General features: G+C 69.4%; 14 protein-coding genes. 12 read left to right on the forward strand and 2 right to left on the reverse strand.

The window, feature by feature from the left end:
• Positions 1 to 278: 278 nt before the first annotated feature.
• The 9 genes from ACZ58X_RS26730 to ACZ58X_RS26770 all read left to right on the forward strand — a co-directional run bounded on the left by ACZ58X_RS26730 (position 279) and on the right by ACZ58X_RS26770 (position 9,046).
• Positions 279 to 1,961: a ParB/RepB/Spo0J family partition protein gene (locus tag ACZ58X_RS26730; protein ID WP_470336142.1), complete on the forward strand. Its 1,683-nt coding sequence runs from the start codon at positions 279 to 281 to the stop codon at positions 1,959 to 1,961.
• A 140-nt stretch (positions 1,962 to 2,101) separates the two neighbouring features.
• Positions 2,102 to 2,659, forward strand: a complete 558-nt coding sequence (locus ACZ58X_RS26735; RefSeq protein WP_469502831.1) for a hypothetical protein — start codon at positions 2,102 to 2,104, stop codon at positions 2,657 to 2,659.
• Between the two features lie 95 nt (positions 2,660 to 2,754).
• Complete coding sequence (locus ACZ58X_RS26740) at positions 2,755 to 2,988, forward strand: hypothetical protein (protein WP_470336143.1); 234 nt, start codon at positions 2,755 to 2,757, stop codon at positions 2,986 to 2,988.
• Between the two features lie 120 nt (positions 2,989 to 3,108).
• On the forward strand, positions 3,109 to 3,552 hold the full coding sequence (locus ACZ58X_RS26745) for a hypothetical protein (protein ID WP_470336144.1): 444 nt from the start codon (positions 3,109 to 3,111) through the stop codon (positions 3,550 to 3,552).
• 70 nt (positions 3,553 to 3,622) lie between these two features.
• Entirely contained in the window at positions 3,623 to 4,384 is a 762-nt protein-coding gene (locus ACZ58X_RS26750; RefSeq protein ID WP_470336145.1) for a hypothetical protein, read from the forward strand.
• 192 nt (positions 4,385 to 4,576) lie between these two features.
• Entirely contained in the window at positions 4,577 to 5,041 is a 465-nt protein-coding gene (locus ACZ58X_RS26755; protein ID WP_470336146.1) for a Mom family adenine methylcarbamoylation protein, read from the forward strand.
• Positions 5,042 to 5,179: 138 nt separating this feature from the next.
• Positions 5,180 to 6,349: a tyrosine-type recombinase/integrase gene (locus ACZ58X_RS26760; protein ID WP_019548545.1), complete on the forward strand. Its 1,170-nt coding sequence runs from the start codon at positions 5,180 to 5,182 to the stop codon at positions 6,347 to 6,349.
• Complete coding sequence (locus ACZ58X_RS26765) at positions 6,346 to 6,693, forward strand: helix-turn-helix domain-containing protein (protein WP_019548546.1); 348 nt, start codon at positions 6,346 to 6,348, stop codon at positions 6,691 to 6,693. The genes ACZ58X_RS26760 and ACZ58X_RS26765 overlap by 4 nt, the downstream gene beginning before the upstream one ends.
• Positions 6,694 to 6,892: 199 nt before the next feature.
• A complete protein-coding gene (locus tag ACZ58X_RS26770) occupies positions 6,893 to 9,046 on the forward strand; it encodes a hypothetical protein (protein ID WP_234350681.1) in 2,154 nt (717 codons plus the stop codon).
• 68 nt (positions 9,047 to 9,114) lie between these two features.
• Here the strand turns inward: ACZ58X_RS26770 and trxB are convergent, their stop codons facing one another.
• A complete protein-coding gene (gene trxB / locus ACZ58X_RS26775) occupies positions 9,115 to 10,089 on the reverse strand; it encodes a thioredoxin-disulfide reductase (protein ID WP_019548547.1) in 975 nt (324 codons plus the stop codon).
• On the reverse strand, positions 10,086 to 10,508 hold the full coding sequence (locus ACZ58X_RS26780) for an arsenate reductase ArsC (RefSeq protein WP_019548548.1): 423 nt from the start codon (positions 10,506 to 10,508) through the stop codon (positions 10,086 to 10,088). Before ACZ58X_RS26780 ends, trxB begins: the two co-directional genes overlap by 4 nt.
• Before the next feature lie 95 nt (positions 10,509 to 10,603).
• Here ACZ58X_RS26780 and ACZ58X_RS26785 point away from each other — a divergent pair, with 95 nt between their 5' ends.
• From ACZ58X_RS26785 to ACZ58X_RS26795, 3 genes are read left to right on the forward strand one after another with little or no spacing between them, the layout of a single operon-like run.
• The gene (locus tag ACZ58X_RS26785; protein ID WP_026328687.1) at positions 10,604 to 10,912 is read left to right on the forward strand and encodes an ArsR/SmtB family transcription factor; all 309 of its coding nucleotides are present in this window, start codon (positions 10,604 to 10,606) and stop codon (positions 10,910 to 10,912) included.
• Complete coding sequence (gene arsB / locus ACZ58X_RS26790; protein WP_019548550.1) at positions 10,909 to 12,021, forward strand: ACR3 family arsenite efflux transporter; 1,113 nt, start codon at positions 10,909 to 10,911, stop codon at positions 12,019 to 12,021. Before ACZ58X_RS26785 ends, arsB begins: the two co-directional genes overlap by 4 nt.
• The gene (locus ACZ58X_RS26795) at positions 12,018 to 13,076 is read left to right on the forward strand and encodes an ArsO family NAD(P)H-dependent flavin-containing monooxygenase (RefSeq protein WP_026328688.1); all 1,059 of its coding nucleotides are present in this window, start codon (positions 12,018 to 12,020) and stop codon (positions 13,074 to 13,076) included. The genes arsB and ACZ58X_RS26795 overlap by 4 nt, the downstream gene beginning before the upstream one ends.
• The last annotated feature ends 77 nt before the right edge of the window (positions 13,077 to 13,153 follow it).

The raw sequence follows: 13,153 nt of genomic DNA on the forward strand, positions 1-13,153 counted from the left end.
TCACAGCGCAGGGAGGGCGGGGGAAAAAGGGTCCGCGGTCATCAGGCCGTACACACCACCCGCCGCACCCGACCAACCCGAACGAGTGGCGCTCGCACACCCTCCGCGCGTAGCGCGGACCCAGTGGGAGGCACCTCGCAGAGGACCCGACACACTCGGAAATGAAGGTCGGGACGGGTTGACCCCAACAGCCAGTTCGAGTAAACTAGTACATGTCGGAACGGGGAGGGCAAACCCCGGGCCGAACGCCACAGACCTACGATTCCAGGGAGACGGCCATGACCGCCACCGTTGTTGAGATCGCCACGAGTGAAGCAGCCGAGTCCACCTCGCACAGCGCGAACATGGAGCTGATCTGGCTCGACCCGAAGGCCATTCAGGCCGGGCGCAACATCCGGCCCGTGGATCTGGACCCCGACTTCGTCGGTTCGATCCGTGAGCGTGGCGTCCTGGAGCCCGTCACCGTGGTTGGCGACGAGTTCTCCGGCTACTCCCTCGTCTTCGGATTCCACCGGCACGCCGCCGCGATCGAGGCGGAGCGCGCGCTCATCCCCGCCATCGTGCGTAACGACATCAGCACCACCGCCGCCAAGATCATCGACCAGCTCACCGAGAACATCCACCGCACGGAGATGCGGCCCAGCGACATCGCCGCCGCGTACGACCAGCTCGCCCTCGAAGGGCTGGACGTGGAGGAGATCGCACGCCAGGTCTCCCAGGACAAGCAGAAGGTCGCCGCTTCACTCCGGCTTCACCAGATGCCGAAGGAGGCTCGGGACGCGGCGGACGCGGGACAGCTCGACCTGGAGCAGTCCATGCAGATCGCGGAGTTCGAGAACGAGCCCAAGGTGTATAACCGGCTCCTCAAGGTCATCAAGGACGGCGGCCACCTCAAGTACGCCCTGGAGACCGAGCGTCGCAGGAAGAAGAATCGCGAGGCCAAGGCCAAGGCGAAGGCCGAGCTGTTGCTCGCCGGAGTCACCGTGATTCCCAAGCCGAGCTGGGGCTCGGTGCCGCTCAGCCTGCGCGACATGCGGGACGAGGCGGGCGATACCTACACGGAAGACACCCACGCGAAGTGCCCCGGCCACGCCGCCTACCTCGATGAGGGCGGCTGCATCACCTACGTCTGCCGGGAGCCGAAGAAGTACGGCCACCAGATCGTCGGCTACTACAAACACCTCAGTGACGAGGAGCGCGCGGAGAAGGAGGCCGCCGAAGCCAGGGAGGCCGAGCGGAAGGAAGCCCTCGCCACCGCCGCCCAGGTGCGCCGCGAGCACGTCACGGAGATGGCGCGGGCCAACAAGACCCCGAAGGGCCTCTACAAGGCGGTCGTGACGCACCTCTTCGGACATGGCCTGACCAGCAGCGTCGAGACCGCCCGCATCCACGACGTGTTCACGCTGCTGGGGGCCAGCCCCGCGAAGGACGTGACCCTGGAGGAGGCCATGCGCCGCCGCGTCGAGCGGACCCCGGAGCACAAGCTCCCCCTCGTCCTGTTCGCCCAGCTCGCCGTCTACGCCGAGGCGAACATGCGCAGGGTCGAGTACGGACGTTGGGGCCTCGACCTCGACTTCGCCATCGAGTGGCTGGAACTGCTCACTCGCTACGGCTACACGCTGACCGACCCGGAGGAGGTGCTGATCGCGGAACTGCGCCAGCGCCGAGAGGAGCGGGACAACCCTGCCCCGGCAGCGGAGGACGAGTACGAGGAGTACGAGGAGTACGACGAGTACGAAGACGAGGAAGAGGACGAGATCGAGGCCGATCCCCAGGAGGGCGAGCCGGAGGAGGCCCACCCGGCCGATTCTGACACCCAGCCGGCTCCCGACGTTGAGCACACCGTCGCCGCCGACGAGGCCGAGGGCTGCCAGGACGAGGCCGGTCGGAACGAGGGCTCCCCGCTGGAGGGTGGCCCCTCGGGCCACGAAGCCGAGGTCAGCCTCTCCCTGGCGGCGTGATCACCAAGGCCGGGGCGGAGTGCGACACCTCCGCCCCGGCCTTGTCACCACGCTTCATCTGAGGTAGATTAGTGAATGTCGGTCAGGGGAGGGCAAACCCCGGATCGGCCGCCGCAAACCCCTGACAAGGAGAGGCCGTCATGGCTCACATCACCGCTTCCCGCACGTCTGGCCACCGGGCGAACTTTGCCGTGTACCTGGTCGGCCGCCACACCACGCAGGCCGTTCAGATGGCCCAGTCCCTGCTGATCACCATGCCTTCGGCCAGGATTCGCATCAAGCACCCGCAGGCCCTCTACGCGGCGGTCACCGGTTGGTACGAGGCCGAGCGGCTGGCCCGCAAGACGTTCAGTGCGACCGTCGTTCCTCACAGCGCCCCGCCGCGCACCGACTCCGAAGCCGCCGCCCACATCAACTTCAGCGGCCCGGTACCCGGCCCCCAGGTCGACGCCCGCGCCGCCGCCGTCAGCCTGAGCGGCGCCGGTGAAGTCCGCGTCCAGACCGGCCCCCTGGCCATCACCACGGGTGACCTCGCCTCCTTCCAGGACCAGCTGGCCCTGTGGACCCGCGCATACAAGCTCGGCTCCTCGATCTGGAGCGAACTGCCCCAGCTGGAACAGACCATCGACGACATCGCACGGGGAGACAGGTGCGTGGCGACCCTCCGTGACCGCCTCGCGCTCGCACCGGCAGCCTGACCGACCGCCCCGATCGCGGGCCGACCTCGCACCCGCTGCCTCCCGCCCGGAGGCAGCGCGGCAGGCCGCGCCTTCGAGATCAACCCAGAAAACCCATGCAGGACTTCGAGATCACCGACGCAGTCACCGGCCGACTCATCGCGACCTGCGACAGGATCGACGACGTCATCCCCGCCCTGGACGACGCATGCGAGAGCTTCGCGCGGCAGCTCGCCGCCAACGCCGAGGGCTCCAGCGGCATCCGGCTGCGCCTCGAAGTGCATCACCGGACCCCCGACGGTCATCGGATCTGGTGCGCCGAGCGCGTCTTCTTCCCGGGCCCGCGCTGAGCGCAGCCGGTTCGGAACGACGTCAGCTGCCCCGGCCACGGGGACCGTTCATCCGCATCCCAGCAGGAGGGCACCTGATCAGCCGAAACACTCATCTACCAGGAGAAAGCACTGTCCCCCATGAACCCCATCGTCCGCATCGTCGAAGGACGCGTCCTTCTCCCCACCGGCGCGTGGGAAGTCCTCCCCGACGTCCACCGTGACATCCGCGGCCACGACTTCTACCCGCCGTTCCCCGAGCTGGCCGGCATCCCGGCACTGGGCAGCACCGCAAGCGTTCCGCCGCCCGCCAGGACCCTGCACATCCACTACTCCATTCCGACGGAGCAGTTCGACTGGTACGTGGCGGAGCTCGACCCCGGGACCGGCCAGGCCTTCGGCTGGCTCCGGGCGGGAGGACCGTACGGGGAGTGGGGTGACTTCATCCTCGGCGAGCTCGAGGCATTCGTCCGGCCCGCCGACGGACGCGGCCGGCGCCAGCCGGGAGCACCTCAGCTCATCCAGCGCGACACCTCGTTCAAGGCGGCCCCCGCCGCTCTCTGCCTGCCCGCCCCCACCATCTGACACACAAAAACGTCCGTTTTTGCATCAAGGAAGCAAACATGAATCGCTCATCCGGCCCGTGGAGGCGGGCATGACCCAGCACATCGTCCAGTACAGCGGCGGGATCGGGTCCTGGGCCGCCGCCATGCGCGTGGCCGAGCGGCACGGAGTCGACGACCTAGTCCTGCTCGTCGCCGACTCCCGGGCCGAGGACGAAGACCTATGGAGATTCGTCGAGGAGACAGCCCGCTACCTGACCGTCGAGCCCATGATCGTCGCGGACGGCAGGGACCCATGGCAGGTGTTCCACGACGTCAGGTTCCTGGGCAACAGCCGCCTTGCCCCCTGCTCGGTTCACCTCAAACAGCTTCCGTGCCGCCGCTGGGTCGAAGCGAACGCCGACCCGGACGACTCGATCCTCTACGTCGGGTTCGACCACACGGAGATCCGACGGATCCCCGGGACGACGCGAGGGTGGGCGCCGTGGCGCGTCGAGTTCCCCATGTGCGAGGAACCGACCATGTCCAAGGAACAGATGCTCCAGTGGGCGCGCGACATCGGTATCGACCCCCCGCGGCTCTACGCCTGGGCCGACCACAACAACTGCGCGGGGATGTGTGTCAGGGCAGGTCAGAAGCACTGGGCGAAGCTCCTGGAACACGAGCCGGAGCGGTACGCGGAGGCTGAGCGGCGTGAAGCCCAGATCCGCTCCCACCTTGGGAAGGACGTCGCGATCCTGCGTGAGCGCCGAGGCGGGGTGTCACGCCCGCTGACCCTGGTCGAACACCGACAGCGTCTCCAGGCCCAGAAGGCCGGCGGCCGCTTCGAGCGGACTATGGCGAGGGCGGCATGATCCTCGCTCAGCAGCTCGAACTGCAGCAGCCGGGTGCCGACACCTGGTGCCAGAGGTGGAAGCACCGGGAGCCGACGTGGAAACGGACTCGGGACGGTGGCTTCGATCCGGAGGTCCACCGCGTCGTCCGGATCCCCGAGGCGCCGGCGAAACGCTTCGTCGTCGCCCACCACTACAGCGCGAGCTGGCCTCGTGCGTCTCGCCTACGGCCTCCAGCGCATCGACCAGCACCCCAAGCCCGGCGAGCCCGAAGGCGGCCGCCTGGTCGGTGTGCTCGCACTCGGGGTGCCGATGAACACCGCCGTCCTCAACGTGTTCCCGGACCTTACGCCGCTGAAGGAATCGCTGGAACTATCGCGCATGTGCCTCCTGGATTCCGTGGCTTCGAACGGCGAGTCGTGGGCGTGCGCGAAGGCGTTCCAGGACGCCGCCACCAGGGGAATCCGAGGGGTGATCGCACACGCTGACCCCGTCCCGCGGGTCAGGAACACGGCGAGCGGTCCCATGCAGGTGATGCCGGGACACATCGGCCACGTCTACGGCCACGGCCAGGGCTTCGCCTACCTCGGCCGGACCCGCGCGCGACGCCTGGTCGTACTGCCTGACGCCACTGTGCTGAATAGTGGAGTACGGGCGGGTTCGTCTGCCGCTGCCTGACCCAGTGAAGCTGCATTTCAGCAGGCAGAACGCTCCTCTGGTGGCGTTCACTCGTTGGTGTGGGATCTCAGCAGTAACTCGCAGATTCTGCGCGTAGTCCCTGTAATTTCACGGTTCGTGTCAGATTCCGAAAGTCGCGTGCTGACGCTGGTGCGCCCAGGCGCCGATGCCAGCGCGGTGGTGGACCCGGCGGCGGTGTCGGTGGAATCGGGGTTGGCGGACGTCGTCACCCTGCAGCGCCGCCGCCAGGCCCGCATCTCCGCCGTCGACGAGGAGAGCTTCTTCCTCGACACGCTCTCGGAGTACCAGTGGGCCCGGGACGCTGCCGGCCTGGCGCCAACGACGCTCGACGGCCTGCTCAAGCCCGTGGTGGAAGTCTGCGAGTACTACGGCACCGTGCCGTGGCAGCTCTCCCCGCGTGAGGTGGACCGCTACTTCGCCGGACCGGGCAAGCGGGCGCCATCGACATTGCGCGGGAAGATCAACAAGATCGACGCCTACTTCGCGTTCCTCGAGCAGCGATACGCCGGCGACATCATGCGGCGCTTCGGGGCGGCCGTGGAGTCGCCGATCGACCCGTTCAACCGGCCGCGTCATCGCGGAGACTTCGGCCTCCGGATCCCGCCGTCGCAGACGGCGATGCGGGACTTCCTGGGCCGGTGGCGCGAGGACCTGCCCAACGCGCGGAAGTACCTGGTCGCGTGCCGCGACTACGTGATGACCAAGGTCGCTTACCTCTCCGGCGTCCGGGCCGCAGAGTTGTGCGGGGTGTGCATGGGCGATCTGCACTGGGAGCACGGCCAGTGGGGCCGCTTCGTCGTGCTGGGCAAGGGCGCTCACGGTTCGGGGCCGAGGCCGCGTGAGGCCTACATGTTCCAGGAGGGCCGCGCCCTCTTGTGGTGGTACATCGAGGAGATCCGGGGCGAGTTCGGCGACGACGTCGAGCACCCGCGGGCACCGCTGTGGCCCTCGGAGCGCAAGCCGACCGCGATCGCCTCATTGAACCTGCCGATCGCGCCGGCGATCGTGCCGTCCACGTTCCGCAAGGCGTTGCATACGGCGGCCGCGACCTACCTGAATGGGCCAGTCACCGATCTTTTCCCGCACCTGCTGCGTCACGCCTGCGCGACCCACAACTACGAGCGCGGGATGACGTTGTGGGAAGTGCAGAAAGTCCTCGGACATGACTGGGCAACTACGACACTTCGGTACATGGCGACCGCTCACTCCGACCCTGAGCACGCGAACCTGACCGCGAGCTCCCGGGCGGCCCAACGACTGGTGATGGACAAGGGGAACCTACGGTGAAGTGGAACCTTCGGATGGTGGCCGCCCAACGGGACCTGTGGCGGCCGACCGAGGTGCTGGCCGCCTTCCAGCAGGTGGGGTTCAACCCCTCATTGAGCAAGGTCGCGGCCCTGTGGGGCGGCACGCCGGTCACCGTGCGCCTGGAGGACCTGGACAAGATGTGCGCCGCGCTGAACTGCACGGTCGCCGACCTGCTCCAGGCCGAGCCGCTCGCCGATGCCCAGGGGGTGCCGGAGTCCGGCCAACGGGCGGTCGGCGCCGAGGAAGGGCCGACCGCGGGCCCGGTCCGGCCTGTGCCGCGCAGCCGCCGTGGCGCCGGGCCGCGCTCGCTCCCGCCGAATTGAGGGGCCCGCGGTGACGAAGGATCGTGGTCAAGGGCTGGCGCGGAGCTGTCCGGTGTGCCTGGGCTGGCTGGTGGTGCACTGGTATCGGGTGTGCGCCGGTTGCCGGCCCTGGGCGGGGAAGTACCCCGAGCGCGGGGTGTGCCCGCGGTGCCGGCACGAGGCGCACCTGAACACGGACGGGCTGTGCAAGCCGTGCCTCATGGCGATCCGGACCGAGGACGACGCCGAATGGGCCCTGGGTCTGCCGGAGGCGCGGCCGCGGCCGGTCCAGCTGATCGTCGGCGGGATGTACGGCGACCGGTCGGCGGACGCCCGGCCACTGCGCCGGCCCGCGAAGAACGGGCTCAAGGTGGGGCAGCAGTGGTGGATCAAGCTACGGAAGCAGCGCGCCGCCCCGGCCGGGCCACCGGTGCTTCAGGCGCAGGTGTGCGGCCAGCTTGCCCTGTTCACAGTGCCCAGAGTGCTGACCGACGCCACGGTCAGCGCGATCGTCGGCCGACCGGTCGCCGGGTGGGAGGAATGCCGCCTAGTGATCGAGGTGATGGCGGCCGAGCACGGCCTGTCCGTGGGCTGGCAGCGCGCAATCGCAGAGATGGTCCGCCTCGCGCTGGCCGTACGAGAGGCCGAGGGCGCCGCACGGCTACCCGAGCCGATGCTTCGGGACCTGCCGTCCAACGGGGACGCGGTGCGCCTGGTCCTGCTGCGGGCCGGGTTGCTCGACCAGGCGCCGGAGCCGATGCGGTTCTCCACCACCAACCAGCCCACCACGACCTACATCACCGCCCCGGCGCCCCTGCCGCCGTCCGTGGCGCGGTCATGCCGCGACTGCGATGCCTGGATGGCCAGCGGAAAACGAGGCTCCCGCTGCAATCCGTGCCGTCACTGGCGCGAGCTCCGCCCTGCGGGCCGGTGCGTGCGGTGCCTGAGGGACGAGCTGCCGCTGCGTGGCAGTCGATGCCGCACCTGCCGCCTCTACCAGCACCTGGACGACTCAGGCCCTGCCACAGTGCGCGCCACCCAGCTGGTCATCGACCTTCCGCACGGGGCTCCCGGTCAGGCCCAGTTGATCCCGGCCGACGAACCCGCGCCGGCGGAAGACGAGGACGAGGCAGTGTCCGCCCTCCATGCCGCCCGCGGGCAGGAGCCGCTCTTCGGAATGCGGCGCGACTGGTCGCCGGTCATGGCCCGCCTGCGCCGCCGCAGCTACAGGAACCTGCCGCTGACCACCGCGGCCCGTGCACTGACTGAGGAACTGGACCGGCTGCGCCGCGGCCGGCAGGACCCCGCGTACCGCAAGGACATCCGCACCCTGACGATCCTGGTGTACCGGCTCGGCGCCGAGACGGTCTTCCAGGAGCGGGACGTCCACGACCTCGCCCTGCTCGACCCCAACCTCGGGGCCAAGCGGGTCTGCCAGTTCCTCGCCGCCCGCGGCCTGCTGGCCGAAGACCCCGAACTACACCGGGACGCGGACCAGGTCTGGATCGAAGCCACCATCAGCACGCTGCCCCCGACCGTCGCCGACGAGGTCCGGCTGTGGGTACAGGTCCTGCGCGGCCAAGGCCGGCGCGAGCACGAGGCCCGCGGCTACGACGGCATCCGCCGCTACCTCTTCGCCCTCGAGCCGACCCTCACCGCCTGGACCAGCAGCGGCATCACCACTTTGCGGCAGATCACCAGCGACCACGCCACCACCGCCATCGACGGCCTCACCGGGAGCGCCCGCCGACAACTCGCCATCAGCCTGCGCAGCCTGTTCAAGGCCCTGCGCCAGGAACGCGTCGTCTTCCGCGACCCCACCCGCAACCTCCCCGTCGGCGACCTCAAGGGCATCCCAAAGTCCGTGCCCGCCGACCTCCTCGCTGGACTCCTCGACCGCGCCACGACCCCGCTCGGCCGGCTTGTCATCGCCCTGACCGCCGTTCACGCCCTGCCCGGCCACGAGATCCCCACCCTGCTGACCTGCGACCTCAATCTCGCCCACGGCACCCTCGAAGCCCGCCGCGGCCTGCTGCGCCACACCCTCTACACCGAGGAGTTCACCCACACCCTCGCCGCCGAGTGGCTGACCTACCGCCACCACCGCTGGCCCGCCTCGACCAACCCCCACCTGCTCGTCAGCCAGCGCACCGCGCTCGACCCCGACCACCCCCCGGTGAGCATGACCATGCTCCACAGGCACTTGCCCAAGGGGTTCACGCTGGACGGCCTGCGACAGGACCGGATCCTCAACGAGGCGTTCGAGACCGGCGACCCTCTGAAGCTCATGCGCCTGTTCGGCATCACGGAGAAGACCGCCATGCACTACGTCACCGTCGCCCACCCGGAGAAGACCTCCCAGCTTCCCCGGTGACGACCGGTGAGAACGACCGCGTCGGGGCCGCCCGGAGCTTCCCGGGCGGCCCCGCCTGCGAGTGCCGTTCAGGCCGGTACGGCAGCGGCTTCGGGCACGGTTTCAGCAGCGCCACGGGCGGCGAGGTAGCGCTCGGCGTCCAGGGCTGCGGCGGCACCGGTGCCGGCGGCGGTGATGGCCTGGCGGTAGGTGTGGTCGACGACGTCGCCGGCCGCGAACACGCCGGGAAGGCTGGTGCGGGTCGTCGGGGAGACGACCTCGATGTAGCCCTCGCCGTCCAGCGTCAGTTGGTCGGCGAAGAGTTCGGTGCGCGGGTCGTGCCCGATGGCGATGAACAGCCCCGTCACGTCCAGACCGCGGGTGGCGCCGGTGAAGACGTCACGCAGGACGACGCCGGCGAGCATGCCGCCTGTCTCCTTGATCTCGGCGATCTCGCTGTCGAACGCGAAGGAGATCTTGTCGTCGGCGAACGCCCGGTCCTGCATGACCTTCGAGGCGCGCAGGGTGGAGCGGCGGTGGACGACGGTGACCGACTTCGCGAAGCGGGTGAGGAAGGTGGCTTCCTCCATGGCGGTGTCGCCGCCGCCGACCACGACGATGTCTCGGCCCTTGAAGAAGAACCCGTCGCAGGTCGCGCACCACGAGACGCCCCGGCCGGACAGCTCGTCCTCCTTGGGCAGGCCGAGTTTGCGGTAGCCGGAGCCGGTCGCGATGATCACCGTCCTGGCGCGGTGGACGGTGCCGGCGGAGTCGGTGAGGAGCTTGACGTCGCCGGTCAGGTCAACGGACACGATGTCGTCGTCGATCATCTCGGCGCCGAACCTTTCGGCCTGGGCTCGCATGTTCTCCATCAGGACCGGGCCGTCGACGCCGTCGGGGAAGCCGGGGAAGTTCTCGACCTCTGTCGTGGTCGTCAGCGAGCCGCCGACGAAGATGGAGCTGCCGAACAGCAGGGGCCTCAGCTGGGCGCGGGCGGTGTAGAGGGCGGCGGTGTATCCGGCGGGGCCGGAGCCGATGATGGCGACCTCGCGTATCTCGCTCACGCCGTCGCCTCCGGCTTGGCCGGGGCGATCTCGGCGATCAGGCCCTCGACGAGGGTCTTGATCTCGTCGCGGATCGGGCGGACGGCGGCCACGCCCTGGCCGGCGGGGTCCTCGAGCTTCCAGTCCAGGTAGCGCTTGCCGGGGAAGACGGGGCAGGTGTCGCCGCAGCCCATCGTGATGCAGACATCGGACTCGCGGACCGCGTCGATGGTGAGGACCTTGGGGGTCTCGGCGGAGATGTCGATGCCAACCTCGGCCATGGCCTCCACGGCGGCCGGGTTCACGGCCGTGCCGGGGTTGGAGCCGGCGGAGCGGACCTCGACGCGGTCTCCGGCCAGGCGGGTCAGCCAGGCTGCGGCCATCTGGGAGCGGCCGGCGTTGTGGACGCAGACGAACAGGACGGACGGCTTGTCGGCCATGGTGATCGTTCTCTCTCGTCGCATGGCGGAACCCGGCCGCCAATGACTTCAGCCCCCGCTGGTATCAGCGGGCGGTGATGTGAGAGTATCAGTGCATGCTGACTTCAGTCGATCCTGATGTGATCCGGGTGCTGGGCGATCCGCTCCGCCTTCAGATCGTGACCCTGCTGGCGCGCGAGACGCTCTGCACGACGCACCTGGTCGAGGAGACCGGAGCCAAGCAGACCAACCTGTCCAACCACATGAAGGTGCTGCGCGAGGCCGGGATCGTGGAGACCGAGCCGTGCGGCCGCTTCACCTACTACAAGCTCAAGCCCGAGGTCCTGGCCGGACTGTCCGAGCAGTTCGCCGCGCTGGCCGACTCCGCCCGCACCGCTTCCGAGAACAAGAGGGCCTGCCCGTGACCTCCACAGAGCCCACCACCGCCCCCGCTCCGGCCGGCGGTGGGGACGACTCGATCGTCAAGAAGCTCTCCACCCTCGACCGCTACCTCGCGGTGTGGATCCTGCTCGCCATGGCCGTCGGCCTGGGCCTGGGCCGCCTCATCCCGGGCATGAACGACGCGCTCGCCAAGATCGAGATCGGCGGTATCTCCCTGCCGATCGCGCTCGGCCTGCTGGTGATGATGTACCCGGTGCTCGCCAAGGTCCGCTACGACCGACTCGACCGCGTGACCGGCGACAAGAAGCTGATGGTGTCCTCGCTGGTCATCAACTGGATCATCGGGCCCGCCGTCATGTTCGCGCTGGCGTGGATCTTCCTGCCGGACCTGCCCGAGTACCGCACCGGCCTGATCATCGTCGGTCTCGCCCGCTGCATCGCCATGGTCATCATCTGGAACGACCTCGCCTGCGGCGACCGGGAGGCCGCCGCCGTCCTGGTCGCACTGAACTCGGTGTTCCAGGTCCTCGCGTTCGGCCTGCTGGGCTGGTTCTACCTCGACCTGCTGCCGCGCTGGATGAACCTCGGTGACGGCCAGGGCCTGGACGTGTCCGTGTGGCACATCGCGCTGAACGTCGTCATCTTCCTCGGCATCCCCCTGCTGGCCGGCTTCCTCACCCGCCGCATCGGCGAGCAGAAGATGGGCCGCGAGAAGTACGAGGCAAAGTTCCTGCCGAAGATCGGCCCCTGGGCCCTGTACGGACTGCTGTTCACGATCGTCATCCTCTTCGCCCTCCAGGGCAAGACCATCACTTCGCAGCCGCTGGACGTCGCCCGGATCGCGCTGCCGCTCCTGGTCTACTTCGCGATCATGTTCTTCGGGACCTTCCTCCTCGGCAAGGGCCTCGGCCTGGCCTACGACCGCACCACGACCCTGGCGTTCACGGCGGCAGGCAACAACTTCGAGCTGGCCATCGCGGTCGCCATCGCCACCTTCGGCGTCACCTCCGGACAGGCCCTCTCGGGCGTGGTCGGACCGCTCATCGAGGTCCCGGTGCTGATCGGGCTGGTCTACGTCGCGCTCGCCTGGCGCAAGAAGTTCGGCCCCGACGCGGTGACGACGGCCCCGTGACACGGCACACGGATGTGGTGGTGGTCGGTGGCGGCCAAGCAGGACTCGCCGCCGGCTACCACCTGCGTCGCCGGGGCCTCGACTTCGTGATTCTGGACGCCGATCCGGCGCCGGGTGGGTCCTGGCAGCACATGTGGGACTCGCTCCACCTGTTCTCCCCGGCGGATCACTCCTCGTTGCCGGGCCGGCTCATGCCCGCTCAGCCCGGCGAGACGTACCCGGACGCAGGGCACGTCGTCGACTACCTCACCGACTACGAGAAGCGCTACGACCTGCCCGTCCAGCACGGCACCCGCGTGGACGCCGTGCGCCGCGACGGCGAGAGGCTCTTGGTCGAGGCCGACTCGGGCACGTGGCGGGCCCGCGCGGCCATCAGTGCCACCGGCACCTGGACGCGCCCCTTCCTTCCCGCCGTCCCCGGCCGCGACGTTTTCACCGGACGGCAGCTGCACACGGTGAGCTACCGCTCTCCGGCCGACTTCGCCGGCCAGCACGTGATCGTGGTCGGCGGCGGGAACTCCGGCGCGCAGATCGCCGCTGACCTCGCTCTGGACGGCAACGTCCACGTCACGTGGGTGACCCAGCGCCCACCGCGCTTCCTGGCCGACGACATCGACGGCCGGGCCCTGTTCGATGTCGCCACCGCCCGCCGCCGTGCGCTCGAAGCCGGCCGCACCGACACCGGTGGGGTGGCCTCACTGGGCGACATCGTGGCCGTGCCGCCTGTCCGCGCGGCCCGGGACGCCGGACTACTGACCGCCAAGCCGATGTTCGCCCAGTTCACCGCTACCGGTGTCCGGTGGCCCGATGGCAGCCAGAGCGATGCGCATGCGATCGTCTGGTGCACCGGCTTCCGCCCGGCTCTGTCCCAGCTCGCCCCGCTCAACTTGCGCGGGCCGCGGGGACACATCCCCACCGACGGCACATGTGCTGTTGGCGAGCCGCGGCTGCATCTGCTCGGCTACGGCGACTGGACCGGTGCGGCCTCTGCCACCCTGATCGGTGTGGGGCGCCCGGCCCGGGACGCGGTCCGTCACATCGCCGGGCTGCTCTGAGCGGCCCGCCGCCCGTGTGAAGCTGCAGCGGCCGGCCGGTCCAGGCGGGGTTGCCAGCTGCGGCAGCCACGCCCCGG

This window comes from Kitasatospora sp. NPDC040550 (assembly GCF_055594965.1).